Origin of the sequence: Blastococcus saxobsidens (assembly GCF_002938435.1) — a bacterium.
Taxonomy (GTDB): Bacteria; Actinomycetota; Actinomycetes; order Mycobacteriales; family Geodermatophilaceae; genus Blastococcus; species Blastococcus saxobsidens.
In genome coordinates, this window is sequence record NZ_POQT01000001.1 from 229,751 (window position 1) to 252,015 (window position 22,265).

Below are 22,265 nucleotides of genomic sequence, written 5' to 3' on the forward strand. Positions count from 1 at the left end.
GGGGCGCTCAGCCGAGCGTCAGTTGGCTGCCTTGGCCGTGCTGCCGGAGGTCGACGACGGCGTGCTGCTGGTCGAGGAGCTCGAGGAGCTGTCCTTGGCCGCCGCCGGGGTCGGGGTGGACGGCGTCGACGAGCTGCTCGGGGTGTCCGAGGAGCTGCTGCCCTTGCGGCTGTCGGTGCGGTAGAAGCCCGATCCCTTGAAGACCACGCCCACCGATCCGTAGACCTTGCGCACCGCGGCGCCGCACTCGGGGCACTCGGCGACCGGCGCGTCGGTGAAGGACTGCACGACCTCGAACTGGTGCTTGTCCTCGGGGTTGGTGCAGGCGTACTGGTAGGTGGGCACTGCGGTGGTCTCCCTGGTCGAGCAGAAGAAATCGGGGCTGGCACTCGACCCCGTCGACTGCCAATGATGCGTCATGCGAGGACCGTCCGTCACCTGTGTCGCCGCGCACGCTCCCGGAGGAGGGCGTTCCGCGCGTCCTGCTCGACCACGAGGAGGACCCGGGTCAGCGGCCGAGGTGCCGGTAGCGGTGCAGCCGGGTGCGGAAGCGCTCGGTGTCGTCGCGGCCCAGCAGCCCGGCCAGCTCCTCGCCGAGCACCCGGCCCAGCCGCTGGCAGAAATCCGTGGGCTCGTCCGCAGCGTCGGGCCGCTCCGGCACCACGCGGTCGACGATCCCCGCCCGCCACAGGTCGGTGGCCCGCACGCCCTGGTTCGCCGCCATCTCGTCGGCGCGGTCGACGGTGCGGTGCACGATCGCCGAGGCGCCCTCCGGGGGCAGCGGGCCCAGCCAGCCGTTGGCCGCGGCCAGCACCCGGTCGGCCGGGACGAGCGCCAGCGCGCCGCCACCGGTGCCCTGCCCGAGCAGCACCGCCAGCGTCGGCGCCTTGAGCACCACCAGGTCGTGCAGGCAGCGCGCGATCTCCCCGGCCAGCCCGCCCTCCTCCGCCTCGCGGGAGAGGGCCGCCCCCGGGGTGTCGATCAGCGTCACCAGCGGCAGCCGCAGCTGCTCGGCCAGGTGCATGCCGCGGCGGGCCTCCCGCAGGGCGGCCGGGCCCAGCGGCGCCGACATCGACTGCCCGCGCCGGTCCTGACCCAGGACGACGCAGGGTGCGCCGGCGAAGCGGGCCAGCGCCAGCAGCAGCCCCGGGTCCTTCTCGCCGGCGCCGGTGCCCGACAGGCCCACCACGTCGGTGGCCGCGGTGCGCAGCAGCCGCCGCACGCCGGGGCGGTCCTCCCGCCGCGACGCGGTGACGACGTCCCACGCGCTGCGCCCGTCCTCCGGGTCGTCGGCGTCCCTGCCGTCGTCCTCCGTGGGGCGCTCGGCGTCCCGGACGTCGACGTGCCACGTCTGCCGGGCGGAGAGCACCCGCAGCGCCCGGTCGGCGAGGTCGGCGACCTCCTCGTGCGGGACGACGGCGTCGATGAGCCCGTGCTCGGCCAGGTTCTCGGCGGTCTGCACGCCCTCGGGGAACGGCTCGCCGTACAGCGCCTCGAACACCCGCGGCCCGAGGAAGCCGATCGAGGCACCGGGCTCGGCGATGGTGACGTGACCGAGGGAGCCCCAGGAGGCCAGGACGCCGCCGAAGGTGGGGTTGCGCAGGTAGACCAGGTACGGCAGCCCGGCCTCCTTGTGCCGGGCGATCGCGGCGGTGATGCCGATCATCTGCAGGAAGGCGACGGTGCCCTCCTGCATGCGCGTCCCGCCGGAGACCGGGGCGGCCAGCAGCGGCAGGCCCTCGTCGGTGGCCCGCTCGACCGCGGCGATGAGCCGCTCGGCGGCCGCGACGCCGATGGAGCCGGCCAGGAAGCCGAACTCCCCGGCCACGACCGCGACCCGGCGGCCGCGCAGCCGGCCCCCCCCGGTGATGACCGACTCGTCCTGGCGGGACTTCTCCGCCGCCCGGGCGAGCTCGCCGGCGTAGTCCTCTCCGACCTCCCGCGGCGGGATGGGGGAGTCCCACGACTGCCACGACCCGGGATCGAGGACGAGGTCGCGCAGGGCGCGGGCGTCCAGGCGGGCGGGGCGGTCGCTCACGAGCCGGAGCCGCTCAGCCAGGCGCGGATCGCGTCGCCGTCGGCCCCGAGCACCGGGGGAGCGGTGTGCTCCCGGCGGGTGGTCTCGGTCTCGCCGTCCGCCGAGGGGGCGAAGAAGCGCAGTGGCGGCCCGGGCAGCTGCACCCGGCCGAGGGTGGCGTGGTCGACGTCGACCAGCAGTCCCTGGGAGAGGGTCTGGTCCCAGCCGTAGACCTCGTCGACGGTGCGCACCTTGCCCGCGGGGATGCCCGCGGCGTCGAGCCGGGCCAGCAGGTCCTCCGCGGCGATGCCGGCGAACGCGTCCTCGAGCAGGGCGATGACCCGGTCCCGGTTCTCGACCCGCTCCCCGTTGGTCTCCATCCCCGGCGCGGCGGGGTCCAGGCCGAACTCCGTGCACAGCCGCCGCCACAGCGACTCCGAGCCGCAGGACAGCTGCACGCTGCCACCGGAGCAGCGGAACAGCCCGTACGGGGCGATCGAGGGGTGGTGGTTGCCCTGCGCGGAGCCGACCTTGCCGGCCACCGTCCACGCCGTCCCCTGGAAGGCGTGCACGCCGACGATCGCCGCGAGCAGCGAGGTGCGCACGACCTGGCCGCGCCCGGTCCGCTCCCGCTCGTGCAGCGCCGCGAGCACGCCGTAGGCGCCGTACATGCCGGCCAGCAGATCACCGATCGGGACGCCGACCCGCTGCGGGTCCTCCGGGCCCGACCCGGTGAGCGACATCAGGCCGGCCTCGCCCTGCGCGATCTGGTCGTACCCTGCCCGGCCGCCCTCGGGACCGTCGTGGCCGAAGCCGCTGATCGACAGCTGGACCAGGCGCGGGTTGAGCTCGGCCAGCACGTCGGTGCCGAAGCCGAGGCGGGTCAGCGTGCCGGGACGGAAGTTCTCCAGCAGCACGTCGGCCCGGCGCAGCAGCTCCGTCAGCACGGTGGCGTCCCCCTCGTCCTTGAGGTCGAGGGTGATGGACTCCTTGTTGCGGTTGGCCGACAGGAAGTACGTGGACTCCCGGTGGGTCTGGTCGGGGAGGGCTGGAGGCTGCACGAACGGCGGACCCCAGCCCCGGGTGTCGTCACCGGTGCCCGGGCTCTCCACCTTGATCACCCGCGCGCCGAGGTCGCCCAGCATCATCGCCGCGTGCGGCCCGGCCAGGGCGCGGGTCAGGTCGACGACGAGGATGCCGTCGAGTGGCCCGGTCATGGTGTCTCCCATCGGGGTCACAGCCAGCCGGGGACGACGAACACCAGCCAGGCCAGGAGCGGCCCGACGGCGACGACGATGGTGGCGTAGCCGAGGATCTGCTTGTAGAAGCGGTCCTTGTCGACGTCCTGTGCCGCAGCCAGGACGAGCGCGCCGTTCGTGGAGAAGGGGCTCACGTCGACGATGGTCGAGGCCACGGACAGGGCGACCACCACACCCACGGCGCTGATGGCCCCCGCTTCCAGGAACGGAACCGCGAGCAGGATGGCGACACCGATGATCGCGGTCGACGACGCGAACGCCGACACCACCCCGCCGATGTAGGCCAGGAGGAGCGCGATGACGAGCGGCACCCCGAGCCCGATGACGGCGTCGCCGACGTAGTCGATGGTGCCGGCCTCCTGGAGGACGGACACGAACGTGAGGACGCCGGCGATGAGGAGCACGGTCGACCAGCTGATCTGGCTCACCGCCCCCTTGTGCTGCGCGGCCGAGAACAGCGCGAGGACGACGGCGACGGTGATGGCCACGAAACCGATGTCGAGATCGAACGCCAGCGCCAGGACGGCGACCACGACCAGCCCGACGAGCGTGAGGATCTGCTCGAAGCGGACCGGCCGGGGTGCGGACGAGGGGCCGTGCCCGGCGGTGTCGTCGCCGCTGTCCCCGCCGACCGCCGAGCCGTGCCCGCGGACGACCGTGCCGTGCGCGGCGTGCTCGGCGTGCTCGAGCGGCTGTGCGACGACCTTCCGGCCGATGAGCTTGCGCCCCCCCAGCACGAAGAACAGCACGAGCGCGATGGCGATGTTGAAGAAGAGCGCCCCGAGGAAGACCGCCAGCGGGCTGCTCGGCAGGCCCTCGCCCTCGACGATGGTGTTGACCGTGACGCCGTAGACGCTGATCGGCGAGAAGCCGCCGCCCTGGGCGCCGTGGATGACCATCATGCCCATCAGCAGGGGGCTGATGTCGTGGCGTGCGGCGAACGTGAGCGCGATCGGCGCGATGATCGCCACCGCCGCCGGTGACAGGGCCCCGATCGCCGTGAGCACCGCGGTGACGAAGAACATGATCCACGGGATCGCCGCGACGTGGCCGCCGACGAGCTTCACCGCTCCGCGGACCAGCAGGTCGACGGTGCCGTTGTTCTGGGCGATCGCGAACAGGTAGGTGACGCCGATCAGCGTCAGCACCAGCCCGGCCGGGAAGCCGGCGATGATGTCGTCCGTCGTCAGGCCCACCGACAGCGTGCCGACGACGAAGGCGGCGACGAAGGCCAGCGCCCCCATGTTGATCGGCAGGATCGTCGCGATCGCGAAGATCACGACGAGGGCCAGGATGGTGATGATCTCAGCGGACACGGTCACTTCCACGGCGTCGGGGGACAGGGCCGCTCCACTGTGACAGCGACCGGCCGGTAGCGCCTGCCCGTCGTCCGGGCGACTTCCCCGCAGCGACCTCGAACCGCTGGTCCACCGGCCGCTGGCTAGGCTGCCGCCATGTCGACCCCCAGCACCCGACCGGCGCGCAAGGCGGTCATCCCCGTGGCGGGGATGGGCACCCGGTTCCTCCCGGCGACCAAGGCCGTGCCCAAGGAGCTGCTCCCGGTCGTCGACCGACCGGCGCTGCAGTACATCGTCGAGGAGGCCGCGCGCGCCGGCCTGCCCGAGGTGCTGATGGTCACCGGCCGGAACAAGGCCGCCATCGAGGACTTCTTCGACCGCACCCCGGAGCTGGAGGCGGCCCTGGAGAAGAAGGGCGACGCCGGCCGGATCGCCGCCGTGCAGGAGTCCACCGACGTCGCGCAGGTGCACTTCGTCCGCCAGGGCGAGGCCCGCGGGCTCGGGCACGCCGTCCTCCAGGCCGCCGCCTTCGTCGGGGACGAGCCGTTCGCCGTCCTGCTGGGCGACGACCTCATCGACGCCCGCGACCACCTGCTCGAGCAGATGCTGGCCGTCCAGGCCGAGCACGGCGGATCGGTGATCGCACTGCTCGACGTCGGCCCGGAGAACATCGACAAGTACGGCGCGGTCGCCATCGAGGAGGACACCCAGGAGGGCGTCGTCACGATCACCGGCCTGGTCGAGAAGCCCCCGGTCGAGGAGGCGCCGAGCAGCCTGGCCATCATCGGCCGCTACGTGCTCTCCCCGGAGATCTTCGCGGTGCTGAGGGAGACCGCCCCCGGCCGGGGTGGCGAGATCCAGCTGACCGACGCGCTGGCCACGCTCGTCGAGCGCGGGGAGCCCGTGCACGGCGTGGTCTTCGACGGCCGCCGCTACGACACCGGCGACAAGCTGGACTACCTCAAGGCCGTCGTCCGGCTGGCCGCCGAGCGCGACGACCTGGGCCCGGCGCTGCGCTCCTGGCTGCGCGACTTCGTCACCGAGCTGCCCGCCGAGGGCGCGTCGCCGTCCTGACCGGCGCGCGTCAGGGCACGATCGGACCACGGCGCCGAGCCGGGGCCCCATCCGGTCCCGCCGGCGCCGTGGGAGCCGGCGCCGGACAGCGGCACGGCGGGACGACGGTGGTGAGGATGTCCGGGTACGACGAGGGCAACAGCGGGGGCGCGAGGTTCCGGACGCACCGGGACACCACGCAGGTCGACATGCCCATGGCCCCGCCGCGCCCGACCGGGGCTCCCGGCCCCCGTGACCCGCAGACCGGGCCGCTCCCCGTCGTCGGCAAGGCCCCGCCGCAGCGGGCGTTGACCGGGCCGGTGCCGCTGCCCGCCGACGGCCGGTCCGACGCGTCGCCGATGGTGCGCACGGTCGAGCGGCACCTCGACGAGATCCTGGCCGCCGTCCCGCAGCCGGACCCCATCGAGCTGGCGGTGCTCGACGCGCAGGGCCTCCTGTGCGCCGAGGACGTCGTCAGCCAGCGGGCGCTGCCCTCCTTCGACCAGGCCGCCCTCGACGGGTACGCCGCCCGCGCGGAGGACGTCGCCGCAGCCATCGTGCAGCAGCCGGTCGAGCTCGCCGTGGTGGGGGAGAGCGTCGCCGGGGCGAGCACCCCGACCGCCATCGGACCGGGGCTGGCGGTGAAGGTCGCCTCGGGGGCGATGCTCCCGGCCGGCGCCGACGTCGTCGTCCCCGGTGTCTGGACCGACCAGGGCGCCGCCCGCGTCCTCGTGCAGTCCGGCCCGCCCGCCGGCAGCTACGTGCGCCGGACCGGCGACGACGTCGCCGACGGCGACCCCGCGGTGCACGTGGGCACCCCGATCGGCCCCGCGCAGATCAGCCTGCTGGCCGCCGTGGGGCGCGACCGCGTCCTCGTCCGCCCCCGACCGCGGGTCGTGGTGCTCAGCGCCGGCACCGAGCTGGTCGAGGTGAGCGCCACCCCCGCGCCCGGTCAGGTGGTCGACGTCAACAGCTACGCGCTGGCCGCGGCCGCTCGCGACGCCGGCGCCGACGCCTACCGGTGGGGCATCCTGCCCGCCGATCCCCGCCGGCTGACCGAGGTGCTGGAGAGCCAGCTGCTGCGCAGCGACCTGGTGCTCATCTCGGGGACGTTCACCAGCAGCGGCTTCGACATGGTGCAGGAGGCGCTGGCCGGCCTCGGGGAGATGCGTTTCCGGCAGGTCGCCATGCACCCAGGACCGGCGCAGGGCTTCGGCCGGCTCGGGCGCGACGAGGTGCCGGTCATCTGCGTCCCGGGGGAGCCGGTGTCCGCGCTGGTGGCCTTCGAGGTCTTCGTCCGGCCGGCAATCCGCCTGATGCTCGGCAAGCGCCAGCTGTTCCGCCGCACGGTGCAGGCGATCGCCGGCCAGCAGCTGCTCTCCCCGCTGGGGTACCGCCAGTACCTGCACGGCACCGTCATGCGCCACCCCGACGGCGGCTACGTCGTCGAGCCGGTGGGCGAGGCGACCGACGCGCTGCTCGCCCGGATGGCACGGGCCAACTGCCTCATCGTCGTCGACGAGGACGTCACCGAGGTGGCCGCGGGCGGGCTGGTCACCGTCATGCCGCTGCTGCTCGGCGGCTGACCCCGCGCCGTGACCGAGCCGCTGCTGCACCCGGGCTGGCCGGCCCGCCTGTCCTCCGGGCCGGTGGAGCTGCACCCCCTGCGGCGGCGCGACGCCGCGGAGTGGAGCCGGGTGCGGCTGGCCAACGAGCGCTGGCTGAGCCCGTGGGAGCCGACGTCGTCGCTGCCGTGGACGGCGCGGCACACGCCGGCGGCCTACCGGGCCATGCGGCGCACGGTCGCCCGCCGCGCGCGGCTGGGGACGTCGCTGCCGTTCGCCGTCCGGGTGGACGGGCGGCTGGCCGGGCAGGTGACCATCGACAACGTCGTGCGCGGTGCGCTGCGGGCCGGTTACCTCGGCTACTGGATCGACCAGGACGTGGCCGGCCGCGGGGTCGCGTCGCTGGCCGTCGCCATGGTCTGCGACCACGCGTTCGGACCGGTCGGGCTGCACCGGCTGGAGGCCGACATCCGGCCGGAGAACATGCCCAGCCAGCGGCTCGCGGAACGTCTCGGTTTCCAGCGGGAGGGCCTGCGCCGGCGGTACCTGGACATCGACGGCGACTGGCGCGACCACCTGGCGTACGCGCTGCTCGCCGAGGATGCGCCCGGCGGCGTGCTGGCCCGCTGGCGGCGGATGTCGCCAGGTCGACCGGTCGACTGATCGGCTCGACGACATAGCACGGGCGGTGATCGCCGTGCGGGTGGCAGTGGCCGACACGCCGTCTCCTGTCACACCGGTCCCACACCGATCAGCGACACGCCCGCGCGCCTCCCCGACGGCGGCCCTCCGGCTGCTTAGCCTCGCCTGGCGAGTGACTGATGTGACAGGTGGTGTTCGGTATGGGTTCGGGCGTGCTCTTGGCCGCTCTGGTCGTGCTGTGGTTCGTCGTGCTGGTCCCCATGGTGGTGACCCGCGGCGACGCGGACGGCCGGGTGGAGGCAGCGGACGGTGGCCGGACGCTGCAGCGGCGCAGGTCGGTCGACACCGTCCGGCACGCGGCGACCGAGCGGGTCGAGATCGACCGCGAGGTGCTGCGCACCACCGGTGAGCTGAAGGTGGACGTGCACGCGCTGCGTCGCCGGGCCCTCGGGGGCCTGGTGCTGCTCGCGCTCGCCTCCCTGGCGGGCGCGCTGCTGCTGACGCCGTGGCTGTGGATCGCACAGGCCTTCTTCAGCGTGGCCACCGTCGGTTACGTGCTCGTGCTGCGGAAGGTGGCCCGTCGCGAGCGGTTGGCCGCCCGCCGCGCCGCCCGGGCCGCCGCCCGCGCGGCCATGCGGGCTCCGGCCCGCCCCGTCGCTGCCCCGGCGCCCGTCCAGCGGACCGCTCCGCCGGCCGAGGTGCATCCGCCGGCCGAGGTGCACGAGACGGTGGCCCAGAGTGGCCTGCCGAGCCTGCCGCACCCGAGCGTGCCGCTGGCCGCGGTGCACACGCTGCGTCCGGGCCGGGTCGTCGCGGCCCGCACCCCGGCGCCCGTGGGCTGGCAGAACAGCGCCGTCGTCGGCCTGGACGACGACGACATCGGTTTCGCCGACATCGACGAGTACCGGCCGGCACGGGTGGCCAACGCCTGAGGAAACACCCCCTGCCCCCCACCGCTCGCACGCTCGCGGCGGGACCCCGCAGGGGGCCGGCGCCCCGGTGGTGGCGTCGGGGGACGGGACCGCTAAACTCGTCTCTCGAAGGGGCTGTGGCGCAGTCCGGTAGCGCACCTCGTTCGCATCGAGGGGGTCAGGGGTTCAACTCCCCTCAGCTCCACCCTGAAGACCGAAGGCCGGACCCGAACGGGTCCGGCCTTCGTCGTTCCCGCACGCGGGACGGCCGACGTCGTCGACGTCCGGGCTGGCGCTCCCCGCCGGGCGAGGTGAGCGCGCCACGGCTCAGAACCAGGAGGAGAACCACATCCGCTGCAGCCACTCGCCGTGGGACAGCGGGCTGCCGGTGAGCACCGGCCAGAAGAAGACGAAGGTCGCGACGACGACGCCCACGTAGAGGCACGCGGCTCCCAGCCCCACCCGCCGGCGCTCCCACGACATGCCCGGCCGGCCCACGACGTCCTGCAGCACCAGGGCGACGGCGAGCACGAAGAACGGCAGCGCCGGGGCGATGTAGAAGATGAACATCGTCCGGTCGAGGTTGACGAACCAGGTGAGCCAGCCGGCCGCGATGCCCACGGCGACGGGGACCGCGGCGGGGTCGCGGCGGGCGGCGATCCGCCAGGCCAGCCACAGCGAGGCGGGCGCGAAGAGCAGCCACAGCGTCGGCGTCCCGACCATGAGGATGTAGCGCACCACCTGCTCGCCCTGGTCGTCGACGAGTCCCTGCGGGTTCCAGAGCAGGATCGGCCGGCCGTTGACCAGCCAGGACCAGGGGCCGGACTCCCACGGGTGCGGCGAGGAGAGCCCGTTGTGGAAGCTCAGCCACTCCGCGTGCTGGTGCCACAGCGAGCGCACCGCGTCGGGGATCCACGGGAACGCCGTCTCGGGGTTCTGCTGCGCCCAGGCCTTGCCCTGCGACGTCTCACCGAGGAACCAGCCGGTGAAGCTGGCCACGTAGGTGAGGACCGGCACGACGGCCAGCGCCCACACCGCGCCCGGCAGGCCCCGGCGCGCCGCCGTCCGGGTCGGCCGGCGGACGCCCGCCTCGCGCCAGGCGGCGCGGTCCCAGAACAGCGACGCGATCGCGAAGCAGGCGAGGAACCAGACGCCGCTCCACTTCACCGCGCAGGCGGCGCCGAACAGCACACCGGCGGCGATCCGCCAGCCGCGCGGCCCCAGCCGGAACCCGGCGTCCCGAACGGCGCCTGCCGCCCGGACCCGGGCGCGCACCACGTCGCGGTCGACCACCAGGCAGCTGACGGCGGCCAGCACCAGCACCTGCAGGAAGACGTCCAGCAGGCCGATCCGGGACAGCGTGAACGCGAAGCCGTCGGCCAGCAGCAGCACCCCGGCGAACAGGCCGACCAGCGTGGAGCCGGTGAGCCGGCGGGCCAGCCGGAAGAGCAGCACGACCGACACCGCGCCGGCGACCGCCGACGGGAAGCGCCAGCCGAACGAGTCGTACCCGAACAGCTGCTCGCCGAGCGCGATGAACCACTTGCCCAGCGGGGGGTGGACGATGAACGTGTACCCGCGGTTGTACTCGAAACCCCAGGTCAGCAGCTCGCGAGCCTCGGGCGGGTAGTACGCCTCGTCGAAGAGGAGGTCGCGCGGGTAGCCGATGCCGACCAGCCGCACGGCGAGGGCGACGACGCCCAGGACCGCCGCGACGAGCCACCCGGTGCGGCGGTCGGTGGCCGGCGGCACGGGATCGGTGCGACGGCGGGGGAACGGTACGCGGCGCGCCCGCAGGCCCGGGTGCTGCGGATCCTGCGGGTCCCGCTCGGCCCGTTCGGGAGCCAGCACCGCCATGCCGCCAGGGTAGTGAAAGGACCCGCCTGCCCCCGGCACTCGCCCGGGGACCCTGCAGGCGCGCCTCCGACGACCGCCGTGACAGGCTCGACGGGTGAGCGGACGGCTGGTGCTGGGCGGGGCACCCCTCGGGCAGCCCGGCGACGTGGGCCCGCGGCTGCGCGCGGTGATGGCCACGGCCGACGTCCTCGCCGTCGAGGACACCCGCCGCCTGCACCGGCTGGCCGCCGACCTCGAGGTCACCTTCACCGGCCGCATCGTCACCTTCCACGAGTCGGTGGAGCAGGCGCGGCTCCCCGGCCTCCTGGCCGCCCTCGCCGACGGCGCGACGGTGCTGCTGCTCACCGATGCAGGCATGCCGTCGGTGTCCGACCCCGGCTACACGCTGGTGCGGGCCGCCATCGACGCCGGCATCGGGGTCACGTCGGTGCCCGGCCCGTCCGCCGTCACCACCGCGCTCGCGGTGTCCGGGCTGCCGGTGGACCGGTTCTGCTTCGAGGGGTTCCTGCCGCGGCGGTCGGGGGAGCGGCGGTCGCTGTTCACCGCGCTGGCCGACGAGCGCCGCACGATGGTGTTCTTCGAGTCCCCGCACCGGCTGGCCGACGCGCTCGCCGACGCCGCCGCCGTGCTGGGCGAGGACCGCGCGGCCGCCGTCTGCCGGGAGCTGACCAAGACCTACGAGGAGATCCGCCGCGGCGGGCTGGCCGAGCTCGCAGTGTGGGCGGCCGAGGGCGTGAAGGGCGAGATCACCCTCGTGGTCGCCGGCGCGCCGGAGCGCGTGGTGGAGCTGTCCGGGCCGGAGATCGCCGCCGCCGTCGCCGCGGAGGAGGCCGCCGGGGTCACCCGCAAGGACGCGATCCGCGCCGTCGTCACCCGGACCGGACTGCCCAAGCGGACCGTCTTCGACGCCGTCGTCGCCGCCAAGACCCCCTGACTCTCGGCATGGGAAGCGATCCATGCGTCTTGGGCGCCGAGATACATGGATCGCTTCCCATGCCTTGAGCGGGCGGTCAGATCGCACGGAGCTGGGCCACGCGGGCGCGGTAGACCTCCAGGATCCTGGCGCGTACACCCTCCGGGTCGCGGATCACGTCCGCGTAGGTGAAGCGGAGCACCACCCATCCCAGAGCAGCCAACTCCCGATCGCGGGCGAGATCCCTCTGGCGGTCCTCGGGCGAGGTGTGGTGCTTCGCGCCGTCGAGTTCCACCGCGAGCATGGCTTCCGGCCAGGCGCGGTCCAGAACGACTCGGCGGTCGCGCAGCTGAATCGGGAGCTGGCCGGTGCTGCGCGGTAGCGAGGGGTGTCGGAAGACGTTCAGCACACCGTGTGCCTCGAGCTCGCTCTGGCACCCGTCGTCGATGAGGTCGAGGGTCTGGAGCAACAGCCGTCGTCCGCCCACGTTGGGCCGGTCGGCGAGCGCATCGCGGAGGAGCGCCACCGTCGTCAGCCCTTGGCGGGTGATGTCGAGGGCGAGCGGACGACGTTCGCCCACCGGGAGCAATGGCCATGAGTCGACGATCGCCCGCGGCAATGTCGTGACCAGGAGCCCGCGACGTTGAACGCACTGCTCGGAGGTGGGGTCGAAGCGCAGGCGGCGGTGCACGACGAGTCCCTGCGACCCCGCGCGGCGGATGCCGTGGTCGACCGTGAGATGTACGGGGTGCTCGAACGCGCGGACGCCCCAGACGGCGAGCGCCGTCGTGTGGCTCAGCGCCGCTTCAGGTCCGGCGTGCAAGAGGGCAGCACGCAGGAGCATCACCTCGCTGTCGGTGGTGCCGCGCAGCCGGTAGACGTGCGGGAAGACGCGGACGAGGTTCTTCCGGCCCACGTGCCCGTCGAGGACGAGGGCCGGCACGCGCTGGAGCAGTTGGCGCCGCGTGGCCAAGCCGTCATTGCGGTCGAGCACTTCTCGGATCACCGGTCGCCAGTCCACGCCGGGAGACTGCTGTGTTCGACGGTGCGGTGGGGCCATGAAGCCAGATCTGTGGACAGCGCTGCGCCGCAAACGAAGGACGGTCGCACTCGGGCATGGGAAGCGATACACCCGTTCTGGGCGCCGAGACGGGTGTATCGCTTCCCATGCCTGGGTCAGAGCCAGCCGTTGCGCTTGAAGCCGCGGTACAGCAGCACGATGGCGGTGAGGATGACCAGCAGCACCGCCGGGTACCCCCACCTCTCGTCCAGCTCAGGCATGTACTCGAAGTTCATGCCGTAGATCCCGGCGATGGCCGTGGGGACGGCGATGATGCCGGCGTAGGCGGAGATCTTGCGCATGTCCTCGTTGTCGGCCATCTGCGTGCGGGCCAGGGAGGCCTGCAGGATCGAGGTGAGCAGCTCGTCGAGCCCGGACACCTGGTCGCGCACCCGGATGGCGTGGTCGAAGACGTCCCGGAAGTAGGAGCGCATGGCCTCGGGGACGACGTCGACGGGCCGCTCGGCCAGCTTCTGCAGCGGCACCTCGAGCGGGGACACCGCCCGCCGCAGCGACATCAGCTCGCGCTTCAGCTGGTACAGCCGGCCGACGTCGTCCGTGCGCTCGGGGCTGAACACCGACGCCTCGAGCTCCTCGACGTCCTCCTCGACCGCGCCGGCGACCTCGACGAAGGTGTCCACCACCAGGTCGGCGACGGCGTAGAGCACCGCGGCCGACCCGAGGCACAGCAGGTCCCGCTGCTCCTCCAGCCGGTGCCGCAGGTCGGCCAGGCCGCTGTGCTCCCCGTGCCGGACGGTGATGACGTACCGCTCGGCCAGGAAGACCATCACCTCGCCGGTGTCCACGACCTCGCTGGTCGCGGTCAGCTCCTCGTGCTCGATGTAGGTGGCCGTCTTCAGCACCATGAACAGGGCGTCGTCGTACCGCTCGAGCTTGGGCCGCTGGTGGGCGTACACGGCGTCCTCGACGGCGAGGGGGTGCAGGTCGTACTCCTCGGCGATGGTGCCGAGCTCCTCCCCGGTGGGGGCGTACAGCCCCAGCCAGACGAAGCCACCGCGCTCCTCGGCCACCCGCAGCGCGTCCTCGGGCCGCACCGGCTCCTGGCGCCGGCCGTCGACGTAGACCGCGCAATCGACGACGGCGGCGGTGCCGTCGGGCCGGCTGGAGGTGCGGCGCGGACGTCCCGCCGGCCGGGGCCGCAGGGTCGCCCGTGCGCCCGGTGGTGTCTCCGACGGGAGTTCCAGCGGCGCGACGGGGGGCGTCTCACCGGTGCTCATCTCGGTACCTCCTCGGAGCCTGGGCGGATAGCAGCGTAGGCGCGCGACCCCTCCCCACCACGTGCCGACGTGCGCCGCACGGCCGGCGCCGGCGGAGACCTCACCCCACGGGGTGAGGGACCGACGCGCGGCACTCCAGCCGGAGGTGGGCGACGCCGTCCTTCCCGGGGACAGCGTCCACCGGTCAAGGAGCTCAGCACGTGGCGACCAGCGTCCTCGACGTCCGCGACACCATCGCCCCGCCGCACGTCCGCGTGCCGCGGGTCGGCGATGCGCCGGGTGCGACGGAGGCCGTCGCCCGCCTGCGCTGGGTGCCGCTGAACGCGCTCGCGGCCGGTCTGCTGGCCGTGCTGCAGGCGGTCGGCCTGCTCGCCGTCGGCCTGACGCAGATCGACGGCGTCCTCTCCGCAGCGGTCCGCCCGCCCGGCCTGGTGGTCGTCGGCGGTCTGGTGGCGCTGGCCGGCTGGATCGTGCTCTCCGCCGGTGGGGGCGCCGCGCTGATCGACGGCGCCAGCCGCCGCCTGGTGGTGCGCACGTCCGCGGTCGAGCTGGCCGTCGTCGCGCTCGCCGGGGCGGCCGCGGTCGTCGTCCCCGTCCCGGGGGCGCTGACCGCCGGGCTGCCGCTGCCGCTGGTCTTCGCCGTCGCCGTCTCGCTGCCGGTCACCAAGCTGCTGCTCGCCGACTCCGCGTCAGCGCGGCGCTGGGTGGCCCAGGGCCCGCGGGTCCGCGTCCGCCAGGGTCCGGACCCCGTCGCTGGGCACCGGGTGCTGTGCACGCTCACCCTGGGCGTCATCGCGCTCGGCCTGAGCGGGCTGGCCCTGCTCACCCCGGTCCCGAACCCCGTGGACGCGCCCGCGTCCAGCGTCGTCTATCACCCCTGATCGAGCGCCCCACCCGCCCGCGCGGGCGACCCCGAGGAGCAGGCCGCCTAGGCTTCCCCCGTGAGTGATCGGCACATCCTGACCGCAGTCGCCTGGCCCTACGCGAACGGGCCGCGGCACATCGGCCACGTCTCGGGCTTCGGCGTCCCCTCCGACGTCTTCAGCCGCTACCACCGGATGGCCGGTGACCGGGTGCTGATGGTCAGCGGGACCGACGAGCACGGCACCCCGATCACGGTCGCCGCCGACGCCGAGGGCATCACGCCCCGGCAGATCGCCGACCGCAACAACCGGATCATCGTGGGCGACCTGCAGTCGCTCGGGCTGAGCTACGACCTGTTCACCCGGACGACGACGGCCAACCACGCCGCCGTCAGCCAGGAAATCTTCCTGGGCCTGCTGAAGAACGGTTACGTCTTCCCGAAGACGACGCTCGGCGCGATCAGCCCGTCGACCGGCCGCACGCTGCCCGACCGCTACATCGAGGGCACCTGCCCGATCTGCGGGTACGACGGCGCCCGCGGCGACCAGTGCGACAACTGCGGCAACCAGCTCGACCCCATCGACCTGATCAACCCGGTGAGCAAGATCAACGGCGAGACGCCGAAGTTCGTCGAGGAGGAGCACTACTTCCTCGACCTGCCGGCCTTCACCCGGGCGCTGGGCGACTGGCTGGCCACCCGCAAGAGCTGGCGCCCGAACGTCCTCAACTTCAGCGTCAACCTGCTGGAGGACCTCAAGCCGCGCAGCTACACCCGCGACATCGACTGGGGTGTGCCGGTGCCGCTGGACGGCTGGCGCGACCGGCCGGACAAGCGCATCTACGTCTGGTTCGACGCCGTCGTCGGCTACCTCTCGGCGTCGATCGAGTGGGCCCGCCGGTCCGGTGACCCGGACGCCTGGCGCCAGTGGTGGCAGACGCCGGAGTCCGACGCCTACTACTTCATGGGCAAGGACAACATCGTCTTCCACTCCGAGATCTGGCCGGCCCAGCTCCTCGGCTACAACGGCGAGGGTGACAAGGGCGGCGCGGCGGGCTCCCTCGGGCGGCTGAACCTGCCCACCGAGGTGGTCTCCAGCGAGTTCCTGACCATGGAGGGCCGCAAGTTCTCCAGCAGCCGCCAGATCGTCATCTACGTCCGGGACTTCCTCGCCCGCTACGACGCGGACGCGCTGCGGTACTTCATCGCCGTCGCCGGGCCGGAGAACCAGGACACCGACTTCACCTGGTCGGAGTTCCGCCGCCGCAACAACGACGAGCTGGTGGCCGGCTGGGGCAACCTGGTCAACCGCAGCGTCTCGATGGCGGCCAAGAACGTCGGCGCCGTACCGACGCCGGGGGAGCTCACCGACGACGACCGGACCCTGCTGGCGACGACGTCCGGCGCGTTCGGCCCCATCGGCGACCTGCTGTCCCGGAACCGGCAGAAGGCCGCGATCGGCGAGGCCATGCGGGTGGTCGGCGAGGCGAACAAGTACCTGTCGGACCAGGCGCCGTGGAAGCTCAAGGAGGACCCGGCCCGCCGGGACACCGTGCTGCACACCGCGCTGCAGGCGATCAAGGACTGCAACGCCCTGCTCACCCCCTTCCTCCCGCACTCCGCGCAGCAGGTGCACGAGCTGCTCGGCGGCACCGGGACCTGGTCGGTGGCGCCGCGGATCGACGAGGTCACCGACCTGGACGACGGCTCGCCGTACCCGATCATCACCGGCGACTACGAGCAGGGGCAGGCCGTCTGGGCCTCCACGCCGCTGGCCGCGCCGGGGACGCCGCTCGCGCCCCCGAAGCCGATCTTCACCAAGCTCGACGAGTCGGTCGTCGCCGACGAGATCCGGCGCCTGGAGGACGACGGCGCATGAGCAGGTCGGCTGCTTCCCGGGCCAACCGCCGCGGCGAGCCGCCGCCGTCCCCCGAGCCGCTGCCGGCGCCGGCGCCGGACAGCCACACTCACCTGGACATCGTGCTGGGGGAGCGCCCGGCGGACGGCGAGCACGGCGAGTGGGCCGCCGAGGAGGCCGTCGACGCGGAGATCGCCGCCGCCGAGGCGGTCGGCATCCCGCGGCTGGTGCAGGTGGGGGTCGACGTCGCCTCCTCCCGGTGGTCGGCCGAGCTGGCCGCCCGGCACCCGAACGTGCTGGCCGCCGTCGCGCTCCACCCCAACGAGGCGGGGGAGGGCAGGGCCACCGAGGAGGCGCTGGCCGAGATCGACCGGCTGGCCGCGCTGCCGCGGGTGCGCGCGGTGGGGGAGACGGGGCTCGACCGCTACCGCACCGGCCCCGAGGGCTGGGCGGCGCAGGAGCAGTCCTTCCGGGCGCACATCCGCATCGCCAAGCGGCACGGCGTCGCGCTGGTCATCCACGACCGGGACGCCCACGAGGAGATCTTCCGCGTGCTGGAGGACGAGGGCGCCCCGGAGCGCACGGTCTTCCACTGCTTCTCCGGGGACCCGGTCTTCGCCAAGGCCTGCGTCGAGCGCGGGTACGTGCTCTCCTTCGCCGGCACGCTGACCTTCGGCAACGCGGGTTACCTGCGGGAGGCCGCGGTCATCACCCCCGTCGGCCAGCTGCTGGTCGAGACCGACTCGCCCTTCCTCACCCCGGTCCCGCACCGTGGTCGCCCCAACGCCTCGCGGCTGGTCCCGCACACGGTCCGTGCGCTGGCCGAGGTCACCGGGGTCGAGCTGACCGAGCTGTGCCACGCGCTCACCGCCACTGCGGAGCGCGTCTTCGGCTCGTGGCACGAGAAATAGGTCGGGCTCAACGGAAATAGCGGTGGGCACGTGGCCGCCGGGTCGTCCGGAGGACGACAATCAACACCGTGGGTCGCCTCATCGCCGTCGTCCTCTTCGTCGCACTCCTCGTGCCGGGGGTGCTGCTGGCCCGTGCCTGGGGCCTGGCGTCCGGGCAGCGGGCCGTCGCCTCGGGCGCCGTGGAACTGGCCGAGCCGACCCCGGAGGGCGTCACCGTCCTGCGGCGGCAGGCCGCGCACGGACGGCGCCTGCGACTCCTCGGCCTGGTGCTCGGGGTCGCCGGCATCCTGGTCAGCGTGGTGCTCCTGGCGGAGGCCTCGGTCTTCCTGTGGGTGCCGATCCTGGTCGTGGGGCTCCTGGCCGGCGTGCTGCTGGCCGAGGCGACCCGCCCCCGCCCTCGGTGGGCCCTCAGTGCGCCACCCCGCCGTCCGCGGCTCCGCGAGCTCGTCTCCGGCTGGCTGGTCTGGACGATGCGCGCGGTCGTGCTCGCCGAGCTGGCCATGACCGCGGTCATGTGGCGCGACGGCGATCTGGGCGGACCAGTGGTCTGGGCGGTGGCCGGCGTGCCGCTGGTGGCCTGGCTGACGGCGGAGGTGGCCCTGCTGCGGGTGCTGGTGCGACCGCTGCCGGCGGAGGGGGCGGACGTCCCGGTGGACGAGGCCCTGCGCACCTGGACGGCGCACCTGGTCACCGCCGCCGCCAGCGTGACGGCGCTCCTGCCGTTCGGCACCCTGCTGCTCCGCGCCGGTCTCGAGCTCGGGGACCAGGTGACCCAGAGCTTCGACGTGCTGCCCGTGGGCCTGGTGGCCGGTGGCTTCTCGGCGCTGGCCGCCGGGCTGGCCGTGGGCGTCTTCCTGCTGGGCTGGCTGCGGCCGGTCCGGTCCACGGCTCCGGCGCTGGCGAACTGACCCGGCGGGGCGCTCCTGCCCCGATCAGCGCATCCCACGCCGTGGGCTTGCTCACGCCGCTACGGGCGTCGAAATGCTCGCAACTCCCGCCCCACCCGGCACGGCGGTAACACAGCGCATCGGCGCGCCCACACGGTGCATTTACCGAGCTCTGCTTCACTCCTTGTGCACCAAAGCCATGCGCAGTGTGTTCGTTATCGTGTCGTGATCGACAGCCGGGGTGGAGGACGACCCGGGTGGCGCTCGCCGGAGCCTGGCTCCGGTCGGCTGCCGCTCGAGCCGGTATCCGCGACCGGGCCGCTCCGGCGGTCTGGGTGCCCTCCTGCCCGGAACCCGGACCCCCTGGAAGTGCCGTGCGCCGCTCCCTGCAGTTCAGCCTCTTCGCCCTCGTGCTCCTCGGACTCGTGGGCGGGACGCTCGCCTTCTTCATCGCCCAGAAGTCCGTGACGATCACCGTCGACGGGCAGACCCGCAGCGTCGGCACCTACGCCGACACCGTGGGTGAGGTGCTGGAGGACGAGGGGCTGGCCCTGGCCGCCCACGACGTGGTCCTCCCGTCGCCCGACGCGGCGGTCGGTGACGGCGACGCCGTGGTCCTCAACCGGGCCCGCCCGCTGGAGCTCACGGTCGACGGCGTCTCGCGCGAGGTGTACGTGACCGCGCTGTCGGTCGAGGAGGCGCTGGACCAGCTCGGGATGCGCGCCGACGGCCTGGTGCTGTCGGCCAGCCGCGGCGAGCGCCTGCCGCTCGAGGGCATGGCGCTCACCGTCACGACCCCCAAGGACGTCGTGCTGGTCGCCGACGGCCAGGAGCGCGTCGTCACCACGACCGCCGCCACGGCCGGGGACCTGCTGGCCGAGCAGGGGATCGCGCTCAGCGGGACCGACCGCACCAGCCTGCGCCTGGAGCAGGGGCTGCTCAACCGCATGCGCCTGCAGGTCTTCCGCGTGCAGATCTCGGAGATCACCGAGACGAGCGCCGTCCCGTACGGCCGGGTCGAGACCGAGGACGACGCCGCCTTCCAGGGCGAGAAGAAGGTCACCACCAAGGGCGTGGACGGCGAGCAGCGGACCACCTTCCGCGTGACCGTCGTCGACGGCCAGGAGACCGGTCGCGAGACGCTGTCGACGACCGTCACCCGCGAGCCGGTCGACGAGCAGGTCACCGTGGGCACCAAGGCCCGCCCGGCCAACAAGCCGGCCGCCGACGGGCTCAACTGGGCCGCGCTGGCCAACTGCGAGTCCGGCGGACGGCCGAACGCGGTCAGCTCGACCGGCAAGTACCGGGGCATGTACCAGTTCTCCACGAGCACCTGGGCCTCCGTCGGCGGCACCGGTGACCCGGCCGCGGCCTCAGCGGACGAGCAGACGTACCGTGCGCAGCAGCTGTACGACCGCTCCGGCGCCGGGCAGTGGCCGCACTGCGGGTCCCGCCTGTTCAACTGATCGGATCCCCCTGAGCACGACACCCGAGCAGGCCGACGGGCTGCTGGGCCCCGCCGCCATCCGCGAGCTGGCCCAGCAGCTCGATCTGCGTCCCACCAAGACCCTCGGGCAGAACTTCCTGCACGACGCCAATACGATCCGGCGGATCGTGCGCACCGCCGAACTGCGCCCCGAGGACATCGTCCTGGAGATCGGGCCCGGTCTCGGGTCCCTCACCCTCGGCCTGCTGCCGGCCGCCGCCCGGGTGATCGCGGTGGAGATCGATCCCCGGCTCGCCGCACTCCTGCCGACGACGGTCGCCGCCCGCCGGCCCGATCTCGCCGACCGGCTCACCGTCGTGGAGGCCGACGCGCTGCGGATCACCGAGCTGCCCGGCCCGCCGCCGACGGCGCTGGTGGCCAACCTGCCCTACAACATCGCAGTGCCCGTGCTGCTGAACATGCTCGAGCTGCTGCCGACGCTGGACCGTGCGCTGGTGCTCGTGCAGGCCGAGGTGGCCGAGCGGCTGGCCGCGGGCCCGGGCTCCGGGGTGTACGGCATCCCGTCGGTCAAGGCGGCCTGGTACGGCGACGTGCGCCGTGCCGGCAACGTCGGCCGGCGGGTCTTCTGGCCCGAGCCGAACGTCGACTCCGGCCTCGTGGCCCTGGTCCGCCGGCCTCCGCCCCCCGGCGACCGGCAGGCCACCTTCGCCGTGGCCGACGCCGCCTTCGCGATGCGCCGCAAGAGCCTCCGCGCCGCGCTCGCGCGCTGGGCGGGAAGCCCCGCGGAGGCCGAGCGGCGGCTGCGGACTGCCGGGATCGACCCTTCCACGCGCGGTGAGCAGCTGTCGGTCGAGGACTTCGCCCGGCTGGCGGCCACCGCTCCGGGAACACCGTGACCACGCTCGCCGCCCGTGCGCCGGCCAAGGTGAACGTGCACCTGGGCGTCGGGCCGCTGCGCGCGGACGGGTTCCACGAGCTGCACACCGTCTACCTGGCCGTCTCGCTGTTCGACACGGTGACGGTCGGCCCCGGCGAGGGCCTGTCGCTCGCCGTCTCCGGTGAGGGCGCGGACGTCGGCCGCGGGCCCGGGCAGGTACCGGGGGACCGGACCAACCTGGTGTGGCGCGCCGCCGAGCTCCTGGCCCGGCACGCCGGCGTGGCCGCCGACGCGTCCCTCGCCGTCGCCAAGGCGATCCCGGTCGCGGCCGGCCTGGCCGGTGGCAGCGCGGACGCGGCCGCCACCCTGGTCGCCCTGGACGCCTTCTGGGGCACCCGGGCCGGTCGCGAGGACCTGCTGGAGCTGGCCGCCCAGCTCGGCAGCGACGTCCCGTTCGGCCTGGTCGGGGGCGTGGCCCTCGGCACGGGACGAGGGGAGCAGGTGACCCCGGTCCTGAGCGGCGGGAGCTCGCACTGGGTGCTGGGCATCGCGGGCGAGGGGCTGTCGACGCCCGCGGTCTACGGCGAGCTCGACCGGATGCGGGCCGCCGGACGGCTGCCCGAGGTGGCCGGACCGGCGCCCGCCGAGGCGGTGCTCGCGGCGCTGCGCGGCGGGTCTGCCGCCGATCTCGGCGCCGCCCTCGTCAACGACCTCCAGGCACCCGCCTGCAGCCTGCGGTCGGACCTGCGCCGGGCGCTGCAGGCGGCGGGGGAGGCGGGTGCCGTCGCAGCCCTCGTGAGCGGCTCGGGGCCCACCGTCGCGGCGCTGGCCGCCGACGAGAGGTCCGCCGTCGGGATGGCCGCGGAGCTGGCCGGCGCGGGGGTCTTCCGGACCGTCCGTGCGGTGGCCGGCCCGGCGCCCGGCGCGCGTCTCGTCCCGTAGCGGTCAGCCGGGAACGGGCCCCCCGGGAGCGCCGCTCCCGGCGCGGAGGTGGGACAGCCCGTCGTAGGCGAGGGCGACCAGGTGGGTGGCCACCTCCTCCTTGCCGGGGGAGCGGGTGTCCAGCCACCACTGCCCGGTCTGCGCGACCATGCCGACGAGCGCCTGGCTGTAGAGGCCGGCCAGCCCCGGCGGGTAGTCCCGGTCGGCGAACTGCCGGCCGAGGATGTGCTCCACCTTGCGGGCCACCTCGCCGAGCAGGGAGCCGAAGGGGCCGGCGCCGCTGGTGGCCGGCGCGTCGCGCAGCAGGACCCGGAAGCCGTCGGTGTCCTCCTCGATGTAGTCCAGGAGGACCAGCGCCGCGCGGTGCAGCAGGTCGCGCGGGTGCCCGGGCGCGGACAGCGCCGTCGTGAAGCGCTCCAGCAGGTGGTGCATCTCGCGGTCGACGACGTGGGCGTGCAGGCCCTGCTTGCCCCCGAAGTGCTCGTAGACGACCGGCTTGCTCACCTCCGCCCGCGCGGCGATCTCCTCCACCGAGGTGCCGTCGAAGCCCTTGCTGGCGAAGACCTCGCGACCCACGTCGAGCAGCTGGCGGCGCCGCTCGGCCGCCGACATCCGCACGCGCGAGCGGCCGGCGACCCGCGCCGTGGGAGCGCGGGTCCCCGGCCGCT

The 22,265-nt window shown here is 74.0% G+C and carries 20 protein-coding genes and 1 tRNA gene; 13 read left to right on the forward strand and 8 right to left on the reverse strand.

From position 1 onward, the window contains the following. Positions 1–18: 18 nt before the first annotated feature. From C5507_RS01155 to C5507_RS01170, 4 genes are all read right to left on the reverse strand, one after another. Positions 19–420 (reverse strand): FmdB family zinc ribbon protein, encoded by a 402-nt coding sequence (locus tag C5507_RS01155; RefSeq protein ID WP_104526681.1) that lies wholly within the window; start codon positions 418–420, stop codon positions 19–21. An 88-nt stretch (positions 421–508) separates the two neighbouring features. After that, positions 509–2,038, reverse strand: coding sequence for a carboxyl transferase domain-containing protein (locus C5507_RS01160; protein WP_104526682.1), 1,530 nt, complete (start codon positions 2,036–2,038; stop codon positions 509–511). Continuing rightward, a complete protein-coding gene (locus C5507_RS01165) occupies positions 2,035–3,234 on the reverse strand; it encodes a CaiB/BaiF CoA transferase family protein (RefSeq protein ID WP_104526683.1) in 1,200 nt (399 codons plus the stop codon). Before C5507_RS01165 ends, C5507_RS01160 begins: the two co-directional genes overlap by 4 nt. A gap of 17 nt (positions 3,235–3,251) precedes the next feature. Beyond that, positions 3,252–4,592 carry an SLC13 family permease gene (locus C5507_RS01170; RefSeq protein ID WP_104526742.1) on the reverse strand — a complete coding sequence of 447 codons (1,341 nt, stop codon included), beginning with the start codon at positions 4,590–4,592 and terminating at the stop codon, positions 3,252–3,254. A gap of 138 nt (positions 4,593–4,730) precedes the next feature. Here C5507_RS01170 and galU point away from each other — a divergent pair, with 138 nt between their 5' ends. From galU to C5507_RS01195, 5 genes are all read left to right on the forward strand, one after another. Continuing rightward, entirely contained in the window at positions 4,731–5,648 is a 918-nt protein-coding gene (gene galU / locus C5507_RS01175; protein ID WP_104526684.1) for a UTP--glucose-1-phosphate uridylyltransferase GalU, read from the forward strand. Between the two features lie 116 nt (positions 5,649–5,764). Further along, entirely contained in the window at positions 5,765–7,213 is a 1,449-nt protein-coding gene (glp, locus tag C5507_RS01180; RefSeq protein ID WP_207225910.1) for a molybdotransferase-like divisome protein Glp, read from the forward strand. Positions 7,214–7,222: 9 nt separating this feature from the next. Then, positions 7,223–7,855, forward strand: a complete 633-nt coding sequence (locus C5507_RS01185) for a GNAT family N-acetyltransferase (protein WP_207225911.1) — start codon at positions 7,223–7,225, stop codon at positions 7,853–7,855. Positions 7,856–8,046: 191 nt separating this feature from the next. Beyond that, the gene (locus C5507_RS01190) at positions 8,047–8,766 is read left to right on the forward strand and encodes a hypothetical protein (RefSeq protein ID WP_104526745.1); all 720 of its coding nucleotides are present in this window, start codon (positions 8,047–8,049) and stop codon (positions 8,764–8,766) included. A 110-nt stretch (positions 8,767–8,876) separates the two neighbouring features. Continuing rightward, positions 8,877–8,950 (forward strand) — tRNA-Ala (locus C5507_RS01195). Between the two features lie 122 nt (positions 8,951–9,072). Here the strand turns inward: C5507_RS01195 and C5507_RS01200 are convergent. Beyond that, positions 9,073–10,602, reverse strand: a complete 1,530-nt coding sequence (locus tag C5507_RS01200) for a dolichyl-phosphate-mannose--protein mannosyltransferase (RefSeq protein WP_104526685.1) — start codon at positions 10,600–10,602, stop codon at positions 9,073–9,075. A gap of 94 nt (positions 10,603–10,696) precedes the next feature. On the opposite strand from C5507_RS01200, the gene rsmI reads away from it, so the two are divergent. Then, positions 10,697–11,536: a 16S rRNA (cytidine(1402)-2'-O)-methyltransferase gene (gene rsmI / locus C5507_RS01205; protein ID WP_104526686.1), complete on the forward strand. Its 840-nt coding sequence runs from the start codon at positions 10,697–10,699 to the stop codon at positions 11,534–11,536. Positions 11,537–11,612: 76 nt separating this feature from the next. Here rsmI and C5507_RS01210 read toward each other — a convergent pair whose 3' ends face one another. Next, the gene (locus C5507_RS01210) at positions 11,613–12,536 is read right to left on the reverse strand and encodes a DUF559 domain-containing protein (protein ID WP_104526687.1); all 924 of its coding nucleotides are present in this window, start codon (positions 12,534–12,536) and stop codon (positions 11,613–11,615) included. Between the two features lie 155 nt (positions 12,537–12,691). Further along, positions 12,692–13,813, reverse strand: a complete 1,122-nt coding sequence (corA, locus tag C5507_RS01215; protein WP_104526688.1) for a magnesium/cobalt transporter CorA — start codon at positions 13,811–13,813, stop codon at positions 12,692–12,694. Between the two features lie 200 nt (positions 13,814–14,013). On the opposite strand from corA, the gene C5507_RS22575 reads away from it, so the two are divergent. The 7 genes from C5507_RS22575 to C5507_RS01255 all read left to right on the forward strand — a co-directional run bounded on the left by C5507_RS22575 (position 14,014) and on the right by C5507_RS01255 (position 21,597). Then, a complete protein-coding gene (locus C5507_RS22575; protein ID WP_165400490.1) occupies positions 14,014–14,694 on the forward strand; it encodes a hypothetical protein in 681 nt (226 codons plus the stop codon). A 60-nt stretch (positions 14,695–14,754) separates the two neighbouring features. Further along, positions 14,755–16,554 (forward strand): methionine--tRNA ligase, encoded by a 1,800-nt coding sequence (metG, locus tag C5507_RS01230; protein ID WP_104526691.1) that lies wholly within the window; start codon positions 14,755–14,757, stop codon positions 16,552–16,554. Then, positions 16,551–17,444 carry a TatD family hydrolase gene (locus C5507_RS01235; RefSeq protein WP_104526692.1) on the forward strand — a complete coding sequence of 298 codons (894 nt, stop codon included), beginning with the start codon at positions 16,551–16,553 and terminating at the stop codon, positions 17,442–17,444. Before metG ends, C5507_RS01235 begins: the two co-directional genes overlap by 4 nt. A 68-nt stretch (positions 17,445–17,512) precedes the next feature. Continuing rightward, the gene (locus C5507_RS01240) at positions 17,513–18,352 is read left to right on the forward strand and encodes a hypothetical protein (protein WP_104526693.1); all 840 of its coding nucleotides are present in this window, start codon (positions 17,513–17,515) and stop codon (positions 18,350–18,352) included. Between the two features lie 353 nt (positions 18,353–18,705). Beyond that, positions 18,706–19,797: a resuscitation-promoting factor gene (locus C5507_RS01245; protein ID WP_104526694.1), complete on the forward strand. Its 1,092-nt coding sequence runs from the start codon at positions 18,706–18,708 to the stop codon at positions 19,795–19,797. Next, complete coding sequence (gene rsmA, locus C5507_RS01250; RefSeq protein WP_242611329.1) at positions 19,727–20,674, forward strand: 16S rRNA (adenine(1518)-N(6)/adenine(1519)-N(6))-dimethyltransferase RsmA; 948 nt, start codon at positions 19,727–19,729, stop codon at positions 20,672–20,674. Before C5507_RS01245 ends, rsmA begins: the two co-directional genes overlap by 71 nt. Further along, positions 20,671–21,597 (forward strand): 4-(cytidine 5'-diphospho)-2-C-methyl-D-erythritol kinase, encoded by a 927-nt coding sequence (locus C5507_RS01255; protein WP_104526695.1) that lies wholly within the window; start codon positions 20,671–20,673, stop codon positions 21,595–21,597. The genes rsmA and C5507_RS01255 overlap by 4 nt, the downstream gene beginning before the upstream one ends. A 3-nt stretch (positions 21,598–21,600) precedes the next feature. On the opposite strand, the gene C5507_RS01260 is transcribed toward C5507_RS01255, so the two are convergent. After that, entirely contained in the window at positions 21,601–22,209 is a 609-nt protein-coding gene (locus tag C5507_RS01260; protein ID WP_104526747.1) for a TetR/AcrR family transcriptional regulator, read from the reverse strand. Between the last annotated feature and the right edge of the window lie 56 nt (positions 22,210–22,265).